The organism is Streptomyces sp. NBC_01549, assembly GCF_026339955.1.
Taxonomy (GTDB): domain Bacteria; phylum Actinomycetota; class Actinomycetes; order Streptomycetales; family Streptomycetaceae; genus Streptomyces.
Genome location: NZ_JAPEPW010000004.1, coordinates 255,982 through 280,974 on the forward strand (window position 1 = coordinate 255,982; position 24,993 = coordinate 280,974).

Consider the following 24,993-nt stretch of genomic DNA (forward strand, 5'->3'; position numbering starts at 1 on the left):
GTCGTCCCTTGCGCTACTGGCACAAGCCATTCCAGAAGCAGTTCAGCTTTGAAACCTGGGTGCCCGAACTGCCACACGCTGAAGACCTACGGTGCCAACAGGGACAAGGTTCGACGCCTCCTCGCAGCCACTGTCCGCCGCCTGCACGCGAAGGCCCTTGGGTAGCGGGATGTACTCAGCGAACGTGCGCTCGTTGTCCGGCTCAATCGAGGGCTCAGAGACCCGGGGGTTGCCCCGCCCGGGTCTCTGAGCAGCAGGACCCGCAGTCTCCGGGCTAAAGTTCGCCGCCCGGGTGAACACCGCCCCCGCCGTGGCCGGAGCCGTGAAGCTGCCCGAGCCGGTCGGCGGAGACCTGAGTGGCACGGGAGTCGGCGCCCCCGGTGCGACGGGCCGTCCGCCCGGGGTCGGACACCGACAGATCACTTCGGGCCGCCGGACAAGGTGGCCTCGGGCTGTTCTTCGTGGAGGGCGGCAAGCGCGGCGGGGAGCTTGCCCCGGCTGGTGATGCCCAGGCGTGGGTAGATCCGGTACAGGTGGGCTCCGACAGTGCGGTGGGAGATGAACAGGCGCTGGCCGATCTCCCGGTTGGTCAGCCCCTGTGATGCCAGTACGGCTATCTGCGTTTCCTGGGGCGACAGTTGCTCGCTGGTGTTGGCGTGCCGTCGGCCGCTCGACTCGCCGGTGGCGCGCAGCTGTTCGCGGACCATCTCGGCCCAGGGCTGCGCGCCGATCCGGTCGAACTCGTCGCGGGCCAGTCGCAGCGGGGTGCGGGCGTCCACGTTGCGGCGTTGCCTGCGTAGCCAGCGGCCGTGGTGCAGGTGCAGCCGGGCACGCGCCAGTGTCCAGCCGGCCGGGAGCGTGGTGAGGGCCGCGGCGTAGCGCTCCTCGGCTGTGTCGTCCGCAGCCAGTACCGCGTCGGTGTAGGCGTGCGCGACCACCATCGCTTCCGAGGGCAGTCGGTCGGCCAGCTCTGGCAGGTCGGCCAGCAGTTCCCGGGCCTGCTCCGCGGTGCCGGCGGCCACCGCGGCGTCCGCCAGGTCCAGCGCCAGCAGCCAGCGACGCATCGAGTGGTAATGCAGGTCAGTCGGATCGAACGCACACGCGAGAATGTCGTAGGCCTCCGTTGCGCGGCCATCGAAGAGAGCAAGCAGGCCGTCGACCTGTTGCGCTACTACCGTGACGTACCGCATACCGGCAAACAGGCTGTGCGTGCGCAGCTCGCGAACCGAGCGCGCTGCTTCTTCGATCTCACCGCGCAGCGCTGCCACCAGGCCGGCCGTCGCCTTCAGCCCCAGCCATTGCATCCACTCTCCGGTCTCCTCGGCCAGGGCGAGCCCCTCGGCCGACTCCTCGCGAGCCCGGTTGAGCTGACCGAGGAACACCCGCGGATAATTGCCGGACAGAGAGCGGGCGAGCAGCCCGAGCCTGCCCTGCGACCGCCACGCCGTGGCCGCCAGCGCCAGGTAGCGGCTGGCGCGGTCGAAGTCGCCGATAGACATGGCGCTGGTGCCGAAGAAGTGCAGGATCCGGGCGTCCTCGCGGTCCGGCTCGAGACTGTCGAGCCGCGCGATCACGTCGGCCCCGTACCGGTACGGCTGGGCATACCCCCGCACCGCAAGCACATGGGGGGCGTCCGGATCGGGGTTCCACCGGTCCAGTTCCGCCGCGGTCTGAGCGCGCACCTGCGCGTCGCCGTCCTGGAAGAAGCAGCGTATCCCGGCACGCCACAACAGGTCCTCGGCGACGTCGCCGGCTCCCGCGTCGAACGCTTCGGCCGCCGCGGTGACCATGTCCTGGATGCGCCGGTGCGGCTTGTCCGGTTCGAAAGCGGACTTGTCGGACACGATCATGAGGCGGGCCCGCTCCACCGGGCCGAGCGCGCTCATGTCGGCGCGGTCCAGCAGCATCTGCGTGTTGATACGGTCGTTGACCTCGCTGGCCAGCTCGGCTGCCCGGACCAGGATGCCGGTCCGGCGCTGCGGGTCGAGGACGAGGTCGGCCGCCTGTCGCAGGGCGGGGACGGCCGCCGCGACCTTGCCCCGGGCGTGCGAGGCGTCGGCGAAACGTTCCAGCCGGTCGGCTAGCTCCTCGTCCGGGCCGATTGCGGCCGCGGCCTGGTGGACGAGCTGGCACTCGGGAATGTCGTCCATCACCACCGCGAGGGCGCGGTGGGTGGCCAGCCGATCGGTCACCGCGGCGCGGGTGTAGATGGCCGAGCGCATCAGCGGATGCCCGAACTCGGGGGTACGGCCGACCAGGGTGACCAGGCCCGCGTCGACCGCCTCCTGCAGCGTGTCCACGGAGACCTCCGAACCGCAGAGGCGACTAGCTACCTGCAGCAGCCGGTTCAGCGGAGCGGCCGGCTCGGCGGCCAGGGCCAGCAGGAACGCGCTACACTCCCGGCTCACCGAGTCGGTGCGTGCGGCGAAGACGTTCTCCAGCCGCTGGGTCAGCGGCAGGTCGTCCATCTGCGCGGACATGCCCTGCGCCGCCTTGGGCAGCTCGACCAGGGCCAGCGCGTTACCCGCGGCGCGCTCCAGAATGAGCGCCCGTACCGGCTCCGGCAGCTCGGGCGCGCCGGCGTCGAGCAGCTCGGCGGCGGCCGTCCGGCCGAGCGGTTCCAGATGGAGGTCCGGGTACATGTACGCGTCGGCGGACTGGGTACGGGCGCCGGCGATCTGCGCTATGGCGAGGTCGCTGGTGCGCCGGGCGACGAATCTGAGCACATCCCGGCTGGACGAATCGATCCACTGCAGGTCATCGACGAGCAGCAGGAGCGGCTGCCGGTCGGCCGCGTCGGCGAGAAGTTCGAGCGCGGCCAGTCCGACCCGGTATATCTGGGGCTCGGTCTCCGTGGCGCCGAACGCGCCGTTCAGCGCCGACCGGTGTGCGGCGGGCAGGTTCTGGATGTCACGGGCGACCGGTTGCAGCAACAGCTGCAGTGCGGCGAACGGCAGCCACTGCTCGGTCTCCACCCCGGAGGTCCGCAGCACTCTGAAACCGCTTTCGGCGGCATCGGCGCCGAGCTTGCGCAGCAGGGCCGACTTGCCGACGCCAGCGGTGCCGTGGACCAGCAGCGCGCCGCCGTGCCCCGCCGCCGCGTCCGTCAGCAGCCCGTGCAGAGTCCGCAACTCCTCGTCCCGACCGATCATCGCGCGCCTGCGGATGCCGGCCTCAGCGGGGCTTCCGGCACCCCCGTCCCCACGCAAATGCCCGACACCGCGGCCGTGGACGTGCGGGCCAAAGCCTGCGGCGAGAAGACAGTCCCCGCTGCCGTGCGACGGTGGCCGCCGGCGCTGCTCCCGCCACCGTTGACCGGCGCGGTCACAGAACGCTCGAGCGTGGCCGAACGTTCACGCGTCGGTGCAGCAGGCATCGGGGTCAGCATGAAAACTTTCCTCCGGTTACAGTATTTGCGACTCGGATGTTACCTGTCAGCCGACGATTCCTCGGCTTGGGGTGCAAGCGACCCGCTCGAGGCCTCCTGCCTGCGACGCAGTGAAGATCCTCCGCCTCGACCGCCGCACTTGGCTCGCCGTCGCCTGCCAGATGACCGACAGCCCGGGCGCGTACACACCGTGATCGTCCGCGTGATGACGGATTTCTCCCGCGACGGGACCCCTGGTTCTCGATCATCTTGCTCGGCACAAGTAATCCACCAGAGGTCCCGTTCCTCGTCGTGACCGGTTCGACGAAGCGAAGAATTCAAGGAGCGATGATCACGCGGTCGTCCACCACACCGTCGTGTCCGCGGGGCACCTTCGCCTCGCCGCCTGCCTCCGTCAACTCGTCTCTGGCGAAACTCGTCTCTGGCGAGCAGGACACGGCTATACGCCGGGGTGGTCAACGACTCTGCGGGTGCCGGTAGAACATCCGGCCTGGTCAAGCGGCATGTTGGTACTCATGAAGGGGCGGCTTGCTGCGGCCCTTCCAGGGTGCGGTCTCAGGTCCCGGTACTGGTGTCCCGTTGGGTCGGCGAACCTTGCCGGAGAGCCGCTCTTGGACGGACTCGCGGAGCCGTTCATTGACGGCAAGGTTCGCGGTCTTGGGACGTCGCGACATAAGCTCAGCCTTCCACTGCGCTACCGAAGCCCGGTACTCGAGCTTCCCGCCTCGAGTGGCCGCGTTGCGTCACAGCTCCCGCGAGTTGGTCGCCGGGGCGCGACCGAGCCGGCGGCCGATCTGCTGAACTCCGGTGCCCTGACCCTCGCCACCGTCCGGAGCCGTCACATATCCGCTCAGTCGACGTCATATCACTTCGCCTGGGCGAGCCAGACCGCGTCGGGGCCGGCAGGGAAGCGCAGCTGGCCGGTCGTGTCGTGCACGGCGCGCCACACCGTCTCGGCGACGTCGCTCTCCTTGGTGAACAGGTCCTGGCCCGTGAAGGCGTCCATGGTCTTCTTCGCCCATGATGCGTAGGGCGCCGGGACCTGCTCGTCCATCGAGGCGCCGTTCGTCGCATTGGCTGCGAAGTTGGTCGTCAGGCAGGCACCCGGCTCGACCGTCTTCGCCTGCACGCCGAAGGGCGCGAGTTCGAGCGAGAGGGATGCGGTGAACCCCTCGATGGCCATCTTGCTCGCCTTGTAGACGGCTGAGAGTGGCATGTGGCCCAGCACCACGCTGGAGGTCACGTTGACCACCACGCCAGAGCCCCGCTCGCGGAAGTGGGGGAGCACGGCCTGCGTTGTTGCCATCACGCCGAACGTGTTGGTCTCGAAGACGTCCCGCACCCGAGCCATGGGGGTGCCCTCGAACACGCCGATCGACGGGACGCCCGCGTTGTTGACCAGGACGTCGATGGGCCCCGCTGCCTCGAACGCGGCGGTGATGGTCTCGGGCTTGGTCACGTCGAGCTCGACGACGCGGAGCCGGTCCGACTCGGGCAGGACGCCCGCACGCGGCGTGCGCATCGTGGCGATGACGTTCCACCCCTGCGAGTGGAAGTAGAGGGCGGTCTCCCGCCCGTATCCGGATGAGGCACCAGTGATCAGAACTGTCTTCATGCTGTGATCCTTGCGATGTGGTGGGATCCGCAATGTGCAGGCATTTTCCTACTCAGCGGAAGAACTACTGATCCCATTAGATCGCTCCGACCTGCAGAAATAGTAGAACTATTCTCTCCTTAACTTGCACGATCCTCTTCCGTGTTCCGCTTCCGTTCAGGGCAGGATGCCCACGGGGGTGCGCACGGTGTTCCGCAGGCGGGCCGCGTCCCGGCTCGGTGGTTCACCGAACTGGCGGCGGTACTCGCGGCTGAACTGCGACGGGTTGTCGTAGCCGACGCGGTGCCCGACCCCTGTGACGTCTCCGGGGTGGGTGGCGAGCAGCAGTCGGGCCTCCTGGAGGCGGATCTGTTTCTGAAACTGAATGGGGCTCATCGCCGTCACCGCCTGGAAACTGCGGTAGAAAGCGGAGACGCTCATGCCCGACATCCGCGCCACGTCCTCAACCCGGAAGGGCTGCGCGTAGTGCTCGCGGATCCAGCGCACGGCCCGGGAGACATGGCTGAGGCCGCTGTCGGCCAGGCCGAGCTGGCGAACCGTCGCACCCTGATCGCTGGTGATCAGACGCCACAGAATCTCGCGCTTGGCCAGCGGGGCCAGTACGGCCCGGTCGCGGGGCTGGTCGAGCAGGCGCAGCAGCCGAACCACCGTGTCGAGCAGGGCGGGCGGGGCGTCGCTGACGGCGATCCCCGACGGCGTGCCTCCGCCGGTGCGGGGGAGGTCGCCGGGACCGGCCTGCAGCAGGAGTTCGGCGACAGCGGACGGTTCCAGGGTGAGGCCGAAGCCGAGGGCCGGCTGCTCGGGGTCGGCCTGGGTGAACTGCCCGGTGACGGGCAGGTCGACGGATGCGACCAGGTACTGCCCGGGGCCGTACTCGTAGACCCTCTCGCCCAGCGCGAGTCGCTTGGCGCCCTGGGCGATGACTGCGAGCACCGTGCCGGACATGGAGGGCGCCGGCGGATCCGGCCGGTCGACCTTCGAGATCAGGACGCCGTCGATGGCGGTGGTCCAGTCGGGCCGGGCATGCCGGTCCAGCAGGGTTCGGAACTCTTCTAGGGACATACGCCCATTGCAGCACCCCTCCGCCATCCTGCTCCCGAAGCCGCGAGGATCGTGCAAGTGATCGCGAGCATCGTTCTAACGTTTCAGCAGGTCAGGAGCATTCAATGGGACCAGCCCACTCCATCACTACGAAGGAGAACATCATGCTTGCCAACTACGGCTTCAACGCCACCCTGACCGCCAAGCCCGGGATGGGCAGCCGGCTGGTCGACCTGCTGCTGACCGGCCTGAACGAAGGCAGCCCCGGCGCGAGCGAACACTGCGTCGTCTACCTCGTCTCCCGTTCCGCGTCCGACCCCGACGTCATCCATGTCACCGAGGGCTGGACCAGCGAGGAGGACCACCACCGGATCTTCGCCGACGGGGCCGCCCACGCCATCGTGGCGCAGATCGCCGGGCTGCTGGCCAAGGAGTCCGAGTACACCGACTACGTCCCGGTCCTCGGCAAGACCGCCTTCTGAGCCCCCGGACCGATCCGCCGACCCGCCACCCGGCCACCTGCCCAGACGCCCCGTCTTCGTCCGTCCCGCACCACACCACGAAAGGCCCACAACCATGACCACGGCACGTCCCGCTCTGGACCCCGAACTGCGCGAGCTGCTGACCGGCATGCCCCTCATGTCCCAGCTCACCCCGGAAGTTCTCGCGCAACTGCGCCAGCTCCCCGCGGCGTCCGTCGACTCGCTCCTGGCACACCGGCAGGTCAACAGGCGCGAGATCAGCGTGCCGGCCAAGGACGGCGCCCAGATCCGCCTGTCAGTCTTCAGCCCCGCGAACACCGATCACACCACAGCCGCCCCCTGCGTCTACTGGATCCACGGTGGCGGGATGGTCATGGGTGACCGCTTCTCCCAGATCGACATCCCGCTGGAATGGCTCGACGAGTTCGGCGCGGTCGTCGTCTCCGTGGACTACCGGCTCGCACCGGAAGCCACCGGCACCACCCTCGTCGACGACTGCTACCAAGGTCTGCTCTGGACCGCCGAACACTCCGAAGAACTGGGCATCGACCCCACCCGGATCATCGTCGCCGGCGCCAGCGCCGGTGGCGGCCTCGCTGCCGGCCTCACCCAGCTGGCACGCGACCTCGGCGCCCCGGCGATCGCCGCACAGGTGCTGATCTGCCCCATGCTCGACCACCGCAACACCACCACCTCCAGCCGCCAGTACTCCGGCGTGCCCGGCGTCTGGACCGGCGAGATGAACGAGTTCGGATGGCGAGCCGTTCTCGGCGACCTCACCGACGACGAGGTGTCCGCGTACGTCTCGCCCGCCCGGGCAGAGGACCTCTCGGGCCTGCCGACCACCTACATCGACACCGGCTCCGCCGAAGTCTTCCGCGACGAGGACACCAACTACGCCACCCGCATCTGGGCGGCCGGCGGCCAGGCCGAACTCCACGTCTGGGCAGGCGGCTTCCACGGCTTCGACGCCCTGTACCCGCAGGCAAACATCTCGGCCACAGCCCGCCGAACCCGCACCGACTGGCTCACCCGGCTCCTGCTCCCGAACGGCTCCGCATAACGCACACAACCCACTCACGCCGACGCCCCTCCAGGAGAAACGCTGTCGGCGTACGAGTGCCGCCATCGGCATCTTCTGTGGAATCAGCCTTGTCAAGCCGCCTTGCCCAGCCAGGGCAAGCGCGTCACACACTGAACGGACGGTGCGAAAGCCGCGTGCCCTATCGGCCCCGCGAGTCAGATCAGCGCCGCCGAAATGACGGCAGTGGCGACGGCCGAAGCCGATGTGTCCGGAGACCTGGCGTCGGCATGTTTCCCGGCAAGGAGGGATCGGCGTGGGCGGGACTGGCAGGCACAAAGGCCGAGGCAGCCGTGGAAGAAGCGATCAGCCCAGCTCTACACGATCAAGCAGCGTGCTCGTGACCACCCTCAGCACCAGAAGGTCGTGGGCAGCCGCGAGGCGGGGCTGGATCAGGCGGGCGGTGGGGCGGTGGGCGGGGCTTGTTCGGTGGGCTGGTCCCTTGCGGAGAGCTGTTGTTCCGTCCAGATGACCTTTCCGCCGGATGTGTAGCGAGTACCCCAGCGGTCGGCGAACTGGGCTACCAGGAAGAGGCCCCGGCCGCCTTCGTCCATGGTGGTGGCTCGGCGCAGGTGAGGTGACCCCGGCGGTGTGGACACTCTGCAACGCGACGTCACTGCCGCAACTGACGATGGAACCTGCTCTGTTCCTGCCCCGGTGCCGAAGCCGGTCAAGCAGGTGTCTGACCGGCCTCACGCTGAAGCCGGATGAGGAGGGCCATGAAATCCAGCTCACCCAGCCCAGTCGAGATGCACGCCTGAAGCAGCTGCTGCACGACGCCGGTGACCGGCAGCGGAACTCCACCGGCTGCCGCCGACTCGAGGGCCAGGTCCAGGTCCTTGCGCATGAGCCGCGAGCTGAACGTCGACGTGTAGTCGTCCGCCAGGAGGGGCCCGATCTTGTACTTCACGAACGGTGACGCGACCGCCGAGGCGCCGACGATCTCCAGAAGCTTGTCCCGTTGTACGTCGTGTGCCTCCGCCAATGCGATGCACTCGGCGAGAAGTTCGGCCGTCCCAGCGACCATGAGGTTGAGAGCCAGCTTGATGATTCGTGCAGCATCCCCATCGCCGACGTGGAACACATGGGGGCCGATGTCGCGGAGCAGGCTTTCGACGGAGGTGAAGACGGCGTCCTCACCCGAGGCGATGATCGTGAGGTTCCCGGCACGTACGACACCCGGGTTCCCGCTCACTGGAGCGCGGAGGTACTGGACGCCGCCGGCCGCGGCCGCTGCGGCCACGTCACGGGAGACCTCCGCAGAGACAGTGCTCATGTCGATGAGAGTCCGTCCCTTGCCGGATGCGGCGTGGGCGAGCCCCCCGTCGGGCGCGAGCACGACATCGGCCAGGGCACGGGAGTCTGCGAGCATCGTGATGCAGACCTCTGACCGGGCCCATGCCTCATGGGGGGCGTCCAGCTCGAACGCGCCCTTGGCCACCAGGCCGTCAGCCCTGCCTTTCGACCGATTCCAGACACTGACCTCGTGGCCTGCGCTGATGAGTCGTTCGGCAATGGCGGATCCCATCTGTCCGAGACCCAGCACGGATACATTCACGTTCATCTCCTGGGGACAAGGCGCGCGACGTACGCAAAGAGTTGTTGATATCACCCAGGCCAGCCCGACGCCTCACGGTGATGCGCGGTACTGGCCTGGGTGCCTGGGCGGGGTCCTGCTACACCGATGAAGCGAGCTGCCAGTCGAATGCCAGCTGCGCATGGGAACGGGGATCGCAGAGGCTGCCGAATTTTCCACCGAAGTGCACGAGGGGGTCAGGGTCGACGGAGTAACCGCAGCTGAGCACCTCGCCGATGAAGATCGTGTGGTCTCCGCCGGCGATCTCTTCGTGCACGTTGCAAGCGAAGTGAGCGACTGAGCCGGCGACGACCGGGATGTCGTGGTCGGCTCGCAGCCCGACACCGGCGAACTTGTCGTCGCACCGGCTCGCGAACCGAAGCGCGTGCCGTTCCTGGTCCCGTGAAAGGACGCTGACAGCGAAGACTCCGGAGGCGGAAATCGCATCCCTCGTCGCAAGGGTGTTTCCGACGCACACCAGCAGCAAGAGCGGATCCAGTGAAACAGACGCAACAGCACTGGCCGTCATCCCTGCTGGTCCGTTCGGAGTCCTGGTGGTTACGATCGTGACGCCGGTCGTGAAGCGCGCCATTGCTCCGCGAAATGCAGCACGCATCTCCTCCGCGGTCGATGCACTCATGATGCCTCCGTTGCCTGTAACGAGATGGCTTGAGCGTTCCCTGTGAGCAGCTGACTTGAGTGTGCCTGACGACGTGTTTACCGACGCGAAATCGGCCAGGCCTATCGGCGCAGCTGCACGACGAGCCTGCGAACCTCGTCGGACGGCGGCACGCCGAGCTCCCGCATCCGCGCGACGTACCGCTGGTAGAGCGCCAGCACGGCGTCATCGCTGCCGCTGGCATGCGCCAGCCTGATGACGAGCTGCCAGGCCTGCTCGCGGTACGGGTCTTCGCGAAGCACGTGGTCGACCAGCCCCTTCGCCTCGCGATAACGGTTCATTCGATACGCGAGCTTGGCTGCGGCGACTCGGGCCGACAAGAAGGTGTCCGCCAGGACTACGCGACGCTCGGCAACCCAGTCCCCTGAAACCGTCGCAAGGTAGAGCCCCTTCTCAGCAATGCTGAGGGCGTGCGACAGCGTCTGGAGACGAATCTCTCCGTCCTGCCTCCCGGCCTGGGCGACGAGGTCGACTGCCTGTTGTGCCGAACCCATGGCCAACGTGGGGCCGACCAGTTGAATAACGTCGCCGTCCTGCGTCGGGCCCAGGCCGTCAGGCAGTACCTCGCGAAGCCGGTAGAGCGCCTGCCGCAGATAGCTTCGGCTGGCAGCATCACTGCGGCCACCAAAAAGGACCCCGAGAAGTTCTTCACGTGTAGCCCTGCGATCGGGTGCCCAGAGCAGGTAGCTGAGAAGCTCGACACTCTTCGTCAGCCGAAGCTGAGCCACGTTTCCGTCGACCGTGAGGGTCGGCTCGCCGAACTCCTCGAGCACCAGTCGGGGCGTACTCGCGTTCACACGTACGGGATGTTGGCCCGAGAGAGCAGCGAGGGTCTCGTGCCAGGGCGACATGCGGCTGGACTTGGTGTCCGCAGCTCTGGCCGCAACGGACGGCACGTCCGCCAGAGCCGTCAGCAGCAGGTGCTGCGTTCTGTGCGTCGAGGCGGAGTCCATCGCAAGGTCGGCCGTTGCGTCGGACTCGTCTTCGAGGCCGAGACGCCATTGCGCCTCAGCCAGGTACACAGCAGCCGTCGGGAGATCGAGATGGCGGTCTCCCTGCTGCATGCTCCGGAGGCATTCCGAGAGGTGCTCGTGCCCCTCGGCATCTCTGTTCTGCAGCAACATCGACAGACCCGACCACATCTGCCACGTCTCCCGTGTGAGGGCATACTCCGAGGCTCCGTTGGCAGTTGCCTCCGCCAGCACACGGTCGGCACGCTGGGTGTCACCCTGGAGGCGCAGCCACAGCTTGGCTTCGACAAGCAGGCTCATGCTCTTGTACACCTTCGAGCCGGTTGACGCGATGAGCTCTCTTCCTCGCTTGATGGACGCGCAGGCTTCGTCTCCGCGGCCGAGGTCAAGCATGAGATCGACGGCGTCGACGGCATGCAGCCAGACCGGCTGCGATGAACCACTGCGAGGCTCGAACATCGACATCGCGGCATCGAGTCGCCCGGTGGCGCGCAGCGCGGCGACGACCCAAGGGCCGCCGAGTATCGTGCGCCACGGATCGAACGAACCCGGGTCGTCGAGTCCTTCAAGGCGACCGCGCATGAAAGCAAGCCGCATCAGCAAACCGTCGAGTGGGCCGGACGGCATGGTCGAGTACTCGGGAAAAGGTGGCTGCTCCTCGCCGGTGGCCAGCGCGATCAGCGTCTGCGCGATAAGCCGGTTCCGACCCGGTGGCAGCCGATCGGCAATGGACTGCGCCTCCTCGATCCGCCCAGAGTGCCAAAGGCACCAACAGGCCAGGACGTGGGCCTCTTCGAAGTCGGGATCTCCCAGCTCCGGAAGCCAGTCGTATCCATGGCGATCGACGAGTTCCACTCCACGATGAGATTGCTCGAGCGCGAACGCAACGCGCAGGATGACCGATCCGATCTCCGAGGTCAGAGTCCGGACCGACGCTCCCAGGGCATCGAGCCACCGTGCCGCGGGCGCGAAGTCCATCCGCGCGACGAGGCTGGGGAGGGCCACGGCAGCCAGGCGCCCAGCCGCCTCCAGATCACCGAGCCGGAGCAACTCATCGACGGCTTCCTCGTGCTCGCCGCGGGCGATCAGGACCTCGGCGTGCCTGCGACGAACCATGCCGAGCGTCTTGGCATCCTCCCGTCCCAGAGCCTCGTGCAGAAAGTCACGAAACACCGGGTGCGGCGTCATGCGCGAACCGTCCGGGGACCACGTCACCGGAAGATGCCGGCCGCGGAGTTCCGCCATGACCTGCGCTGCGTTCTCCTGTCCCAGTGCCCGGGCACCTTCAACCGATACTTCCTCCAGCAGACTCGTATGAAGGAGGAACGTCCTCTGAGTCAGGGAAAGCGAGTTGAAGACGTTCGCTGCGACATAGGACCGCAGCAAGTCGGGATCCAGCTCGCGAGACCGTGCATGACGCCAGCACTCGAACAGGACGCCAGTGACCCAGCCCCCTGTCGCCGCCACCGCCTGAGCCGGATTCACATCGACATGGCCGACAGTTCGAAGTGCAGCGCCCGCTTCCTCAGCATCGAAAGCGAGATCGCTCTCGACCAGCTCACCCACCCGGTCACGCTCGCTGGTCGAGCCCGGGTCGAGGCAGACATCGACGCGCGAGATCAGTACGAGGTTCACGCCGGACGGCAGGTAGCGGGCGAAGGACGACAGCACGGCGATGCAGGTCTCGTCGGGCGCGACTCGTTCCACGTTGTCACACACGAGAATGAGCCGACTCCCCTGGAGGCTTTCAGCCAGCAGACCGGCTGCCTCAGCGATGTGAAGACTGCTGCTCAGGGCATCAGTCGCCACATCGGCTGCGCTGGGGACAACGCCCTCGACAGCCGCCTCGAGATAGACGAGCAGGCGGCCCGCCGCCTGCTCCGTACCGTCGAGTGACAGCCAGGCAACGGGTCTGTCGAGGTCACTGACTGCCAGGACCACTGCCGTGGTCTTGCCGGCCCCGGCAGTCGCGAAGACGTTCACCACAGTGTGGCGGTCGAGCAGCCCTCTCAACCGTTGACTGAGTCTGTCGCGGACGACGACGCCTTTCGCCGGCTCCGGCATTGCCAGTTTCCGTCTGATGATCGTGCGACGCTGGCGACCTGGCGCCTTCGAACCGCTTGGCCGACCGGAATCGGAGTCACCCATCAATCGTCGAGCCTCCGTGCTCCTCAGTGATCCCCAGTGCTCGTCAGTGATCCCCGGCGATCCTCAGTGATCCCCGGTGATCCTCAGTGCTCGTCAGTGATCATCCGGGACTTTACGCCAGTCGTCCGGGAAGAAGAACCCGTCCGAAGTCGGAGGAATCGGCGACTGCACTTCGATCCAGCGGGCCGGCTCGTCCCGTTCGTTGACGAAACCATGTGTGCCGTTGGTGCCTGCCCACACCAGGTCACCTGTCTGAATGACCTCGTCGTTGCCGTCGAGGGTCCCTCGCATCCCGCCAGAGGTGAAGTAGTAGATCTCCTCGAACGGGTGGTAGTGGACCTTGGCCGCCTTGCCCGGGCCGGACTTCGGCGCGATCTCGCACACGAAGACGGTGTGGTGCTGTGCTCCCACGAGCTGGTCGACCATCATCCTGAGGCTGATGTTCTTGACGTTGGGACCGTGGTAGCCAGGCATCGACAGCTGCGCGTACGGGGCCATGTCCGAGTCCTCGAAGTGCCCGACGAAGCGATGCCGGGGATCCGTCTCGGACGGGCGGCCGAGATTCTCACCCGGAGAGGGCTTGGCGGCAATGCTGCTACGGGCTCCCTCGAACGTCGGCGGCTTGGGTGCGCGTACCCCGAGCCATGTCAGTCCCTCATCACCGGCGGAGAGCGAGTGGGCGATGCCGACAGGCGCCACACCGTAGTCACCGGAACCAAGTTCGTAGCGCAGCCCGGCAAAGGCAGCTTCGCCGGATCCGCCTGTGATGAACCACGACTCCTCGAACGGGCAGCGAGCCCAGCCCGTTGTCGCCCCGGGAGCCAGCTCGTACAAGCTCACTTCCAGGTGCGCAGCACCCTGCTCGTGTCCGACCAGGAGCGCCTGCCGAAGACCCGGCACGCCCTCGACATCGAAGAACTTCCGGTCCGCCGCACGCGCAATGTAATAGGCCATGTCATCCTCTCCATCCACACGCGAAGGTGCCCGGGCCGACATCCCTCGCCCAGTTACTGCTGATCCTCATCGAGCCTCTGCCCAGGGCAACGGTGAGGGCTGGCGGTTCGCGGCCGGCAGCCGGCCACGAACCGCCCTTGCACCGTCGTCGGCTCAGCGGACCTGCGAACCCTCAGCCCGTGCGCCATCAAGACGTCGGGCATATTCGGCCTGCTCTGTGTAAGCCGTCACCTCGGGGACGCCGGGCTCCTGAAGGCCACAGACCTTCCGAGCAAGCTTTGTGATCGGCCCGGAGGGTGACAGCTCCGAGCGCTTCATCGTGTACATCCGAGTGCCGAGTATCGGGGTCCCGTTGAACTGCTCGAAGGTGCTCACCCTGTCGCCGAAGTCGGAGAGGAACAGGTCACGGATCACGCGCGAGATGCGCACACGGTCGTAGGGCTCGCCGGCCGCACCTGCCTGCAGCGGTTCCAGCCAGTCGTGAAGCTCGGGACTGTTCCACTGCTCCTCGGTGGGGAACAGGAGCGAGGCACGGCCGGCAAGGTCGATCACCTCGTTCCTCATTTCCGAGTACCTCTCCAGGTAGTACGACCGGCCGAAGTCGAAGAGCAGAACGTTCGGCTTGTAGAGCCCCGACGGCGAGATGAACCCTTCCGTCTCGGACGCGATCACGTGGGCTCGCATCGTCTGGTAGAACTCGACGAGACGCGCCAGGCGCGCCTGGACCGGCGGAATCTGGTAGGTGCCGAGGTGCTCGGTCATCAGCATCGCGAGCCCGACCATGAGTTCGGCCCGGACCATCTGCCGGATGAGCGACTCGTAGTGCGTCCAGTCGAAGATGCGCTGCGGGTACAGCGAAGCGTGCTCGGGACTTCCGATGTGGAATACAAGCTCCCACGGAATGAACACGTTGTCGAAGATGACGGTGCATTCGAGCTCGTCACCGGCCGAAGAAATCGGGTGGTTAACGAGATCGTCACGCACCGTCTCCTCGCGGGAGACTATCGTGACGCCCGGCGCGTTCGCCGGACAGGCGCCGTAGATGACCTGTTCGCTCTCGATTCCCGGGCGATAGAAGACGCCGATGTGAATGTAGTCGGCGAACGGCACACCGGTGGCCACGGCCTTGACACCGTTGACCACGATGCCGTCGTCGCGAGTCTCCACGACACGCAGCGCGGTCTTGGCCGCGTGCTGCCTGGACCGGTCGATCTGAGGGTCGATGAAGGCGAAGGCGCAGTTGAGGTCGCCCTCCTTCACCAGATCCAGGAACTTTCGGATGCCCACGGTCAGGTCACGCCCGCCAGTACCCACGGACTGGTCGCTCCACGGCTGCGGGTCCTCTTCGTAGGTGACCAGGCCGTAGTTGTTCGCGCACGGGGTCCGCCCGATCGATCCGCCATCGAGCTCCCGGACCACGGTCTCCAGGTACACACGCTTACGCCGCAGCCCCTCGGCGTCCTCGTGCTTGAACCACATCATCGAACGACGCACTCCGCCGTCGTCGACGAAGGTCATGACGTCCTGCATCTCGGGCTCGTGATGCAGGTCGTAGAACTTCGCAAAACTCCTGGCCGCTGCCCTGGTCTTCGGGTGTGTCGTGATATCATCGATCCGATCACCTCCGACCCAGACAACGCGCCCGTCCCTGAGAGACTCCAAGTACTGGTCGCCAGTTCGCATCAAATGCCACCTTCTCCACTTCACCAAGTACCATCGTGCACGGACTGTTCTTGTCGGGCCGTCATTCAAATTCCACTCGCCAGAACGTCACCGGGAATTGCGGCGAACCCGTTTAGAAGTTACCCCTCAACGCGTTAGTAGATGGGAAAACGGCTTCACAATCGGCCGACGCTTCGAACTGCGCAATGCGAATCGACGAAATCACATCTCAGTGCGAAGTGGACACTCGCCCGGCCGTTGATTCCTGTGACTTTAGCCAAGGGGCGTTAGTGGCGCGTTAATCTCGCCGAGACGCCGTCAGCGATGCTGCGCCGATCCGGGAGCGCAGCGAACAGAGCGTCAACCCTGATGCTGGGCATCAGGGTTGTACGAGGGCCCCGGCTGGCGCTCACGCGGAGCGGGAGCGCAACAACCCATGCGCATCAAGGGTGTTCGCTTATACATCGCGCAGCGATGTGGTAGTCACGGAGCATTGTGAGTTCGGCCCGCGAACAGGTGTGCCGATCCGCCCGGCTCCATCGTCGAAGTATAGACAATGGCGCGGAAGCAGATGGCGCGCGAGGGAGGCAAGCCCGGCCGTCAGGATTCTCGGCACTGTGGCCACGTGCTGCTGGGGGAACCGGCCCTTGGTGAGCCGGTGGCCGGCCTGGACCGGCCGCGGGGTGTCGCGTGAAGTCGATGGGGCCACCCTCGGGGTAGCGGCTGCGGGCAGCCGAAGAACCGACTCTCGGACCGCCGCCAAGTCCGCCGCCCACGTTCATCCAGGATCTGATCCACTGCCCGGTAGGCGGCGAGCAGGGCCACGCGCGCCTGAAGGCCGGCCTGATTCGTAACCGCGGGGAACAGCACGTAGATGCTGGTCGCGCCGAGCGCTTCCGTCTGGTGCACGGGCATGCCTGCCGGTGCACCGCCGTCGAGGTGGCGCGCCAAATGCGCACCGGGGGTGCAGGCCCGGGAAGACCGCCGGGCAAGCAGCGTTGGAACGGCGTTGGTTGACGTACTCGATCAGGTCTTAAGGAAGGTTGCGCATGCCGCTGGCCGGAGACCTCCAACGAAGTGTGCTTCCCGGGCTCATGCAGTGTGATGCGGGCCTGGTGGGTCAGACAGGCGCGGAGTCTGTGTTCGGGGAGGAGCGCGGTGACGTGTTCGGCGGACAGTGTGGCGAGGAGCGTGTGGGCTGCGGCCTGCGGCCTGCGGGTCAGGTAGGGCGTTGAGCAGGGTCGTCACATGGCGGTGCCAGAAACGGTAGGCCTGGGCCCGGTAGCGCGCGCCCGTGGTCGAGGTCTCCGATGTGCGGACCAGATCCAGGTGCTGGATCAGGTGGTCGACGTAGGCATCGAAGAATGCCATGAGGCGCTCGCATGCCGGGGCCCCCGGACCCAGTGGGGGCGGGCCCGTGTAGGTGGCTTCCTGCAGTGCCTGCTCGCGGTCGGCCAGCAGCGCGGTGGCCAGTCCGGATCTGTCGCTCGCCGAAGCGACGGAACAAGGTGCCCTTGCCGACACCTACGGCAGCCGCCACTTGGTCCATGGAGGTGCCGTCCGCGCCATACTCGTCGAAGAGTCTTGCGGCAGCCTTGAGTATCGCCACGCGGTTGCGCGCCGCATCCGCGCGCTCTTTGCGCGGCGGTGCCGGCATCGGCGCAGAGGAGCAGAGTTCCGACGGGTCCTGTTCAAGTCTCACGTGCAGCTTCCTGACCACAACATGTGTCTGGGCGGATCCCAAGGTGCTGCGGAGCACCGGTTCACGGCGAGCACAACGGCTCGCGATGCCTCCCCACCTCGCCTAGCCTCGCCTGCAAGCGGATGGCCGCTACGAGCGGCAGGACGTTCGCAAGCCGCTCGCCGCGCGCGTGGCTCGTCCGGCTACAGCGTGAGGCCGGCCAGACTCCTGCCTGACCGGCCTCACTGCCTTACTCGGTTTCAGAGCTGGGCCGCCACAGGTGCGGGTGCCTCCGGCATGTCCAGCTCGAAGTCCATGACACGGTGGAAGCGTGACAACGCATTCCACACACTTATGCACATGACAAGCTCTACCAGCGCCGCTGCGTCGAACACCTGCTGCACGTCGTCGCGGACACTCCCCGAGACGCCGGTCGGATTACTTTCTACGGGAACCGTCGGAAGGACGACTGTCATCTCCTCAGCTAGCTGAAGAGCCAGCCGCTCCTGCTCGGTGAAGCCTTCGAGCTTGCCGTTCGCAACGGCCGCGAGCTCGTCGACCCCCACCCCTTTCGACAGCGCAGACGTGCATCGGTGACTCGCTGTATAGCGACAGTGGTTGAGCACGGCGACGCGCACGCCGACCAGCTCCTTCACACGCTGATCCAACGCGCCGGGGCCGTTGAGCTGCCCGAGGAACGGCAGGTATTTGGCGAACAAGCCGGGGCTGTTACCGATGCCCGCCCAGGTGTTCAGCACTTCGCCGAAATTTTTCACCCCCTGGGCGAGAGCGGGTTGGTCGGCCGATGAGAACTGATCGGACGTGAGGAGCGGCACCAGTGACATGAGAATTACCTTTCGACGGGTCCTGCCTGGAAGCGGCTGGATCGGGGGGAAGGTGGGGCAGACTCCTGGGGCTTGGCCATATTTGCAGGCTCGTTCTGGCAACGCGGTGAAGTGCCAGGTTTCCGGGAGCCGATCGCGATCCCCATCGTCGCGTTGAACCACGGCACGAGGAAGGTCAGGGCGATGCGAATCGTGAGTACCCACGTGAACGGGCCGTCCCGGACCTGCGAGTACAGGTTGGCCATGAACAGAGTTGACCCGACTATCAGGGCGGCCGCGGTCGTCTGCGCCATGGACCTGCCTCGTACGGCACCGCGCAGCGCCACGCTCCAGGCGACAGGGGGAGTCTTCGCTTGAGGGTCTTGCTCGGGCAGGCTCATTGTGTCCTTCAACGCTCTGGACGTCACGTCACGATCCGCACGGGTTCTCGAGGAGGCTGATGAACTCCTGCATCCACTGAGCCGCGACCGCGCAGTCGGCAGGTCGATGGTCAACGGACAGGGTGAAACGCATCGTGCGTGCCACGGCGCATCGACCTTGCCTCGGTCGAGGCCGCAGATCTCACCGAGCGTACGCAGCAGGGCGCGCGAAACTCGTCCGAGACGCTGCGGTCGCGTCCAGGCCGCCGGACGGAGATACCTCAACGCCTGGGCGAGGAACTGGTGGTGTCCTCGCTGCGAGCCGTTGATGGTGTCACTCCTCCACCGTGACAGAGAATGGATCCATTTTCAACCATTCGCTCTGGAAACCTTGGCATCGACGGCGCAGAATGGATCCCAAAGGCGCCCTGGGTGGCACCGGCGGGTCGAGCCCGCCCTCTCGAACTGCGCCTGCACTTCGTCTGACAGGCCGGGCGGTGGTGCCGAACACCGACTTCGACCGTGTCCAGCTGGATGTCATGGGGCCGTTCGGTCAGGCCGTGCTGTGCTGCGCTGGTTCCGCGCATGCGGATGTGTGCACCGCCTGGCCCGCGACGCCGGGGTCTCCCAGGCCATCGGCTACCGCCACCTCCACGGAATCTGGACGTGATCAACGCTGGGAAAACCTCACTGCACCTCAACTGCTCCCCCTCCAGACGAAGCAGCGTACGCAGGGGCTCGGTTCGCGGGTTCGCGAGACTGCTACGAGTCGCGACGCGCCGGCCGGGGAGCACAGCGCGAATCCCCGGTGTGAGCAGACGGCAGCCCACCCGCCGCTCAGCGGGCTGATCAGGCGGACGTTCCCGCGGGCATCGGCACGCCGTGTGACGATCGGCAGGGACGATTAACGGACGTTTTCTTCACCGGTGATTAGGTTCTTTTCGGCGCAATCGGAAGCTGATTTTCCGGTGAGAACTTGTGCGTCCCTGACACAGGAGACCCCCCATGAGCGTGTCAACAGAACCCCACACCTACTCCGGCTTCCCCACCGACTTCCGCGGCGCGGTACTACGGCCCGGCGACGATCAGTACGACGCGGCGCGTGCCCTGTATCAGGGCCGTGCCGCCGACGAGGGCCCCGCGCTGATCGCGCAGTGCGCCGACGAGGATGACGTCGCGACCGTGCTGCGCTACGCCTCCGCACACGCCATACCGGTGGCCGTGCGCGGCGGCGGGCATGGTTCCGACGGCTATGCGATGCCCGGTGGCGCATTGGTCATTGATCTCTCGGCGATGCGGGCGGTCACCGTCGACCCGGAGACCCGGGTGATACGGGCCCAACCGGGCGTCAAGCTGGGCGAGATGGACGCCGCCGCACAGCAGCACGGCCTGGCCGTACCCGCCGGGACGGTCAGCAGCACCGGCGTCGCCGGGCTGACTCTGGGCGGCGGCATCGGGTACCTGATGCGCCGCTACGGCGCCACCGTCGACAATCTGCTGGCCTGCGACGTGATCACCGTGGACGGCCGCAAGGTCCGCGCCGACGAGACCGAGAACCCCGAGCTGTTCTGGGCGCTGCGCGGCGGGGGCGGCAACTTCGGGGTCGTCACCTCGCTCGAGTACCGCGCGCACCCGGTCGGCCCCGACGTCGTTGCAGGACAGCTGATCTTCCCGTTCGACCAGGCCGCCGACGTCCTCGGCAAGCTATCGGCGCACCTGGCCACAGCCCCGCGGGAGCTGGGCCTGCTGGTCGCGATCGCTGATGCTCCCCCGCTGCCGATGCTGCCCGAGGAGGTGCACGGGAAGCCGGTGCTGATTCTCGTCGTGGTCTACACCGGGGAGCCCACCACGGCTCATGAGGTCGTCGAGCCGCTCGCCGCACTCGGCCAACCGCTCGCCAACCTGGTCGCGAAGACCACATGGGTCCAGGCGAACAGCATGCTCGACGCCGTCGCCCCCTACGGCATGCGTATGAACCTGCGTGGTGGGTACCTGCCGACTCTGTCCGCCGGCGCTGTCGACGTGCTGCTGGAGAACGTTGTCGCCCTGCCGTCGAACCCCGGCGTCATCTACTCGATCAACATCTCGTTCATGGGCGGCGCGATCTCCGAGGATGTCGACGAGGACGCCATGGCCTTCTCCCGTACGGGAGCCGCCTGGCTGTGGGAAGCAATCTGCAAGTGGGACGCGCCCGAGTACGACGCGCAGTACGACGAGTGGGCCACGACCCTCACCGAGGCGATGCGGCCGCACGCACTGACGAACGGTTACGCCAACCTCACCGACGACCTGGGCGAAGAGTGGCGGCGCGGAGTGCACGGCAGCAAGGCCAAGCACCAGCGGCTGCGTTCGATCAAGGCTGCCTGGGACCCTCACAACATGCTCCGCTTCAACAAGAACATCGCCCCTGAGACCACCGACTGATCGCATACCGACTGAGCGTCACACCAGCGGCCCGGCATGTCGCTCCGGCCCTTGCCTCATACCGGCGGGGCAACTCCCCGGTCTCCGCAGCAATCCGTCCGTAGACCTCAACGCAGATCTTTCGGTGACGCGGCATCGTCTTGCAGACCCTCCATCACGGCCTTTGGTTGATCAACGTGTTTCCTGGTGGAAACACACGATCAAGCAGAGGCCGTCTCGATGTCCGGCGAAGGGCGAGCCCCACCCATAAACGATCTTGATGGGACTCGAAGGCCGATCTCGGTCGGCCGGCGCTTTCCACCACGCAAGGCGGAGAGCAAGGTGCCGGCCGGCCGTGTGAGGTCCCCTCGTAACGCAAAGGTCCGTGCCCAGCGGGCCAGTCGAGGGTGACGGCTCACAAGTAGCGGAAGTTCGAGGCGGAGTTCCGTGAGGGTGTTGTGCCGATCTGACTCACGGGAGCAATCTGCGGCCCACGGCCACGTGAACCAACGGGCTTGGGACAGCCCCGTCGGTCAGAGGTCAGCAGAGTCGTTGCGGTGGCTGGACCGGGTCCCGGCAACCGTGTTCAGATGCGACTGGGAGTCACGCTCGGTCGACAACGGTCCCGAGACGGTGAAGTAACGCCGCCCGGCAACAAGAAGCTCCTCCGCGGGGAATTTGGTGATCACCTCGCACCCGTCCGCGGTCACCACGAGCTCCTCCTCGATCCGGGCCGCGCCCCAACCGTCCTTTGACGGCCAGTAGGTCTCCAGCGCGAACACCATGCCCTCTTCGAGTACCTCGGGGTGCTCGAGGGACACCAGTCTGGAGAACACCGGCTTCTCCCAGATCGACAGCCCGACACCATGGCCGTACTGAAGCGCGAAGGCCGCTTCCTCGTCGGGGAACCCGAACTCCTGCGCCGTCGGCCACACCGACACGATGTCGGCCGTCGTGGCTCCGGGCCGGACGAGGCTGATCGCTTCGTCCATGTACTCACGGCAGCGCGTGTAGGCGTCGCGTTGGGCGGAAGAAGCACTGCCGACAGCAAACGTGCGGTAGTAGCACGTGCGATAGCCGTTATAGCTGTGCAGAATGTCGAAGAACGCCGGATCCCCGGGCCGCACGATGCGGTCCGAGAAGACGTGGGGGTGTGGCGCACACCGCTCCCCGGAGATCGCGTTGACGCCTTCGACGAACTCCGAGCCGAGGTCGTAGAGCGTCTTGGCCACCACACCCACGCACTCGTTCTCGCGCACACCCGGCCGGAGAAACTCATAGAGGTTCTCGTAGGCGGCGTCGACCATCGAGCAAGCATGGGTGAGCAGATGGATCTCGTCACGTGTCTTGATGCGTCGGGCCTCCAGGAACACCTGCTGGCCGTCGACCACCGTGATGCCCGCGTTCTGCAGGGCCATCAGGACCGGGAGTTCGATGACGTCGACGCCGAGCGGCTCGTCCAGGAGCCCATAGAGCTCGAGTTCGCGCTTGATCTTCCGGGCGACGGAGTCGGCCATCCCGACCAGAGGGTTGATGGCGCCACGCAAGGTCGAGATGCCGGCGCGAGCGCCGCTCGGGTTACGGGCATCGGCCCCGTGATGGGCTCCGTGCGGGTCACCGTCCGCGTGGGCTTTCGAGTAGTCCAACCACGGGTTGTACAGCTGGTGGTGCTTGGCGGCTGAACCGAAGTCCCAGACTATCGGTTCACCTCCCCTGACCAGCAGGGAGAACCGGATCATCTTGTCGATTGCCCAGGTGCCGATGTGGGTCGAGGTCATGTAGCGGATGTTGGAGAAGTCGAAGGCCAGGACCGCACCGAGGTCGGACCGCTCCAACGACTCACGGAGACGGGTCAGCCGCTCGTCGCGAAGCCTGTTCATGTCGACGCGGGTTTCCCAGTCGACCGCGTTCGGTCCAAACGTCGGAATCGCCATCACAAGTCCTTTGCCAAGCGCACAGTCGCGGATATGGGAGACGCACGCGCACCGCCTGCATTCGACCTGATACACGCGCGTTCAGTATTACTGAACACCTGAAGAGCAAGCGGCGTCAACTCCCGCTGAGCAGCGGGGTCGTTACGAGCGGCCTCCTCGCCGTGTGTCAGTGGGGTGACAGGTGGGGATCGCGCCCTCGGTTCCCGACGCACCGTGGCCGGCGACCACATGCCACAGGCCACTCGCCGGCTCGTCGCTCTCGTTCACGTACAAGTGAGGAACTGCAGAGTCGAAGCTGATGGACGAGCCGGGTTCGAGGCTGTAGGTCTCGAACCCGAGGCGGACGGTCAGGCGCCCCGACATCAGAAAGCCGTACTCCCGCCCATGGTGACTCATCAACCCTCCGTTCGTGGAGGAGCTGCTGCCAGGTGGGTAGGTCACCAGCAGTGCATTGACAAACGGGTCGGGGCTGGGCGTAAGCCGCTCCCAGGTGACGCCGCTGTCCATCACGAGCACAGCTCGTTCGTCGGGCGCCACAAGAGGCGACGTGGGAGTCGCCGGTGGGCCGGGACTGTGCTCCGCCCCCGGTACGGCGAGGAGCTGGTCGAACGAGATCGAGAGTTCCGACACCAGGGAGTAGAGGGTGGCGACCGAGGGTTCCGAGTGCCCGTTCTCGATCTGGGACAACATGCTCGGTGAGATGCCGACGCGGCGACTCAACTCGCGAACGCTGAGCTTGGCCGCAGTGCGAGCGGTGCGCAAGCGAGCGCGTGCTTCGGGTTCCACGGGTCCGTTCCCTCCTCGATTCCGGCATGCGGTCTACGGGCGGTCGTTTGTTCGGCGTCGGACGCTGCCCGAGACTGATGTGCAGTAATACTAAACACGTCAGGAGGGTGTGAGATGCCTGCTGGTGGATTGCCGGGTCTGCGCAGTGGTAACCGTCCAGGAACCACCGTGCCCGATCTCGACGCCGCGCCCCGGTTCTTCGTCGACGTTCTGGGCGCCGAGGGCTGCTACGTCCTCGGTCCCATCGAGGCCGAGGACGACTGGGTGGAGACTCATCCGGGAGTGGCCACGTTGACGGCTTCGAGGCCGCCCTTGCTCACCTCATCTCGCATGGCATCCAGATCATGTGTGAGCCGACGGTGCGCACGACAGGCCCGGCGCAGGTCAGACCCGGATCTGCCGCTTGCCCCCTGGGAGCTCCGGCCAGAGCTCGTCGGATATCCCGGTGGGAAGGGCTGTGAACGGCACACGCCCAGGCGCCTGTGGGATCCGCGGAACCCGAACACCTGAGGGAGTGGCGGAACGTCGGCCCGGCCTATGAGGCTCGCTTCACGAACGTCACCTCGACATGGGTGCCGGTCCGCGCTGTGCTCATGACCTCGACCGTGCGGTCCTGACACACTCGAAGCGCGCAAGGGTGACTGTCGACGTACCCGAGATACAACCCGGGGGCGGGGAGGGTGAACTCGTACGAGATCAGCAACTGTCCCTCATCGCCAACGACCGCCGGAAGGGCGAAAGAGACTCCCAGCAGGTCAGCGGCCAATTCGACGTCGCCGTCGAAGATCAGCCGGCGGATGCGCGTTGATGAGATCGGCTCACGGGCAGAGCCCCACGTGACGAGCGGGACCACCCGGGTGCTCAGCTCGGGGTGCTGCTCGAAAGTGGTTGTCGTCCCGGCGCCCCGGGCGCCGAATCGAAAGCCCTGGCCGACACTGACGAACTCCGCACCAAGCTGGTCGACAACGACACCTTCGACGAAGTCTTCGGCGGGGACCCGCGACCAGGCCTGGTCGAACGGGACGATCGCCACGCGCCGGATCCCCAGGCTGCAAAGCTTCTGGAGCTTCCGTCGGCGATCGCTCAGCAGGCTCGGTACCTGGCGCGGCTTGAGCACCTGCATCGGGTGCGGGTCAAATGTGAGCACCGTGTCGCACCCGTGGAGGACCTGACGGTGACCGAGGTGAACACCGTCGAAGGTCCCGATCGCAACTTTGGCGCGCGAGCGCGCTCCACGGTTGCGGCGACCACCAGCGCCCCGTTTCCCGTGGGGTACCTCGATGCTGAGGACCTCCATCACCCCTCCCTCCTTCAACCTCAGAGCAGACTGGGCGCATTATGCGCCTCGCACCGTTACCCGTTCGGAAGGTGCGAGATGGCCCGACAGT

Annotated in this window: 18 protein-coding genes and 3 pseudogenes; 4 read left to right on the forward strand and 17 right to left on the reverse strand. The window is 66.5% G+C overall.

Features of this window, described 5'->3' with window-relative positions:
* Window positions 1-419: 419 nt before the first annotated feature.
* From OG819_RS51675 to OG819_RS51690, 4 genes and pseudogenes are all read right to left on the reverse strand, one after another.
* The gene (locus tag OG819_RS51675) at window positions 420-3,152 is read right to left on the reverse strand and encodes a helix-turn-helix transcriptional regulator (RefSeq protein WP_266656851.1); all 2,733 of its coding nucleotides are present in this window, start codon (window positions 3,150-3,152) and stop codon (window positions 420-422) included.
* Window positions 3,153-3,912: 760 nt separating this feature from the next.
* Window positions 3,913-4,203, reverse strand: a pseudogene (locus tag OG819_RS51680) (IS30 family transposase); the annotation flags it as partial.
* Between the two features lie 50 nt (window positions 4,204-4,253).
* On the reverse strand, window positions 4,254-5,003 hold the full coding sequence (locus OG819_RS51685; protein WP_266636670.1) for an SDR family oxidoreductase: 750 nt from the start codon (window positions 5,001-5,003) through the stop codon (window positions 4,254-4,256).
* Window positions 5,004-5,159: 156 nt separating this feature from the next.
* Entirely contained in the window at window positions 5,160-6,065 is a 906-nt protein-coding gene (locus OG819_RS51690) for an AraC family transcriptional regulator (protein WP_266636668.1), read from the reverse strand.
* Between the two features lie 143 nt (window positions 6,066-6,208).
* Here OG819_RS51690 and OG819_RS51695 point away from each other — a divergent pair, with 143 nt between their 5' ends.
* Both OG819_RS51695 and OG819_RS51700 read left to right on the forward strand, forming a co-directional pair.
* On the forward strand, window positions 6,209-6,526 hold the full coding sequence (locus OG819_RS51695) for a putative quinol monooxygenase (protein ID WP_266636666.1): 318 nt from the start codon (window positions 6,209-6,211) through the stop codon (window positions 6,524-6,526).
* Between the two features lie 94 nt (window positions 6,527-6,620).
* Window positions 6,621-7,589, forward strand: a complete 969-nt coding sequence (locus OG819_RS51700) for an alpha/beta hydrolase (protein ID WP_266656852.1) — start codon at window positions 6,621-6,623, stop codon at window positions 7,587-7,589.
* A 410-nt stretch (window positions 7,590-7,999) separates the two neighbouring features.
* Here OG819_RS51700 and OG819_RS51705 read toward each other — a convergent pair.
* The 9 genes and pseudogenes from OG819_RS51705 to OG819_RS59415 form a co-directional block, all read right to left on the reverse strand.
* Window positions 8,000-8,188: pseudogene (locus OG819_RS51705) on the reverse strand (ATP-binding protein); the annotation flags it as partial.
* 89 nt (window positions 8,189-8,277) lie between these two features.
* On the reverse strand, window positions 8,278-9,171 hold the full coding sequence (locus tag OG819_RS51710; protein WP_266656853.1) for an NAD(P)-dependent oxidoreductase: 894 nt from the start codon (window positions 9,169-9,171) through the stop codon (window positions 8,278-8,280).
* A gap of 112 nt (window positions 9,172-9,283) precedes the next feature.
* On the reverse strand, window positions 9,284-9,823 hold the full coding sequence (locus OG819_RS51715; protein WP_266636660.1) for a flavin reductase family protein: 540 nt from the start codon (window positions 9,821-9,823) through the stop codon (window positions 9,284-9,286).
* Between the two features lie 101 nt (window positions 9,824-9,924).
* On the reverse strand, window positions 9,925-12,897 hold the full coding sequence (locus OG819_RS51720) for a BTAD domain-containing putative transcriptional regulator (protein WP_266656854.1): 2,973 nt from the start codon (window positions 12,895-12,897) through the stop codon (window positions 9,925-9,927).
* Between the two features lie 177 nt (window positions 12,898-13,074).
* On the reverse strand, window positions 13,075-13,935 hold the full coding sequence (locus tag OG819_RS51725) for a cupin domain-containing protein (RefSeq protein ID WP_266636656.1): 861 nt from the start codon (window positions 13,933-13,935) through the stop codon (window positions 13,075-13,077).
* A 153-nt stretch (window positions 13,936-14,088) separates the two neighbouring features.
* Complete coding sequence (locus OG819_RS51730) at window positions 14,089-15,687, reverse strand: 4-hydroxyphenylacetate 3-hydroxylase N-terminal domain-containing protein (RefSeq protein WP_323138283.1); 1,599 nt, start codon at window positions 15,685-15,687, stop codon at window positions 14,089-14,091.
* 1,129 nt (window positions 15,688-16,816) lie between these two features.
* Window positions 16,817-17,254 (reverse strand): helix-turn-helix domain-containing protein, encoded by a 438-nt coding sequence (locus OG819_RS51735; protein ID WP_323139484.1) that lies wholly within the window; start codon window positions 17,252-17,254, stop codon window positions 16,817-16,819.
* Window positions 17,255-17,538: 284 nt separating this feature from the next.
* Window positions 17,539-18,123, reverse strand: a complete 585-nt coding sequence (locus tag OG819_RS51740; protein WP_266636654.1) for a carboxymuconolactone decarboxylase family protein — start codon at window positions 18,121-18,123, stop codon at window positions 17,539-17,541.
* A 408-nt stretch (window positions 18,124-18,531) separates the two neighbouring features.
* Window positions 18,532-18,681, reverse strand: coding sequence for a 2-oxo acid dehydrogenase subunit E2 (locus tag OG819_RS59415; protein ID WP_331760907.1), 150 nt, complete (start codon window positions 18,679-18,681; stop codon window positions 18,532-18,534).
* Window positions 18,682-19,041: 360 nt separating this feature from the next.
* On the opposite strand from OG819_RS59415, the pseudogene OG819_RS51745 reads away from it, so the two are divergent.
* Both OG819_RS51745 and OG819_RS51750 read left to right on the forward strand, forming a co-directional pair.
* Window positions 19,042-19,137, forward strand: a pseudogene (locus tag OG819_RS51745) (IS5/IS1182 family transposase); the annotation flags it as partial.
* A gap of 350 nt (window positions 19,138-19,487) precedes the next feature.
* Complete coding sequence (locus OG819_RS51750) at window positions 19,488-20,906, forward strand: FAD-binding oxidoreductase (RefSeq protein ID WP_266656855.1); 1,419 nt, start codon at window positions 19,488-19,490, stop codon at window positions 20,904-20,906.
* A 512-nt stretch (window positions 20,907-21,418) separates the two neighbouring features.
* On the opposite strand, the gene OG819_RS51755 is transcribed toward OG819_RS51750, so the two are convergent.
* The 4 genes from OG819_RS51755 to OG819_RS51770 form a co-directional block, all read right to left on the reverse strand.
* A complete protein-coding gene (locus OG819_RS51755; protein WP_266636650.1) occupies window positions 21,419-22,819 on the reverse strand; it encodes a Xaa-Pro peptidase family protein in 1,401 nt (466 codons plus the stop codon).
* 141 nt (window positions 22,820-22,960) lie between these two features.
* Window positions 22,961-23,605 carry a helix-turn-helix domain-containing protein gene (locus tag OG819_RS51760; protein ID WP_266636648.1) on the reverse strand — a complete coding sequence of 215 codons (645 nt, stop codon included), beginning with the start codon at window positions 23,603-23,605 and terminating at the stop codon, window positions 22,961-22,963.
* Window positions 23,606-23,704: 99 nt separating this feature from the next.
* On the reverse strand, window positions 23,705-23,881 hold the full coding sequence (locus OG819_RS51765; protein ID WP_266656856.1) for a hypothetical protein: 177 nt from the start codon (window positions 23,879-23,881) through the stop codon (window positions 23,705-23,707).
* Between the two features lie 259 nt (window positions 23,882-24,140).
* Complete coding sequence (locus OG819_RS51770) at window positions 24,141-24,902, reverse strand: FAD synthetase family protein (RefSeq protein WP_266656857.1); 762 nt, start codon at window positions 24,900-24,902, stop codon at window positions 24,141-24,143.
* Between the last annotated feature and the right edge of the window lie 91 nt (window positions 24,903-24,993).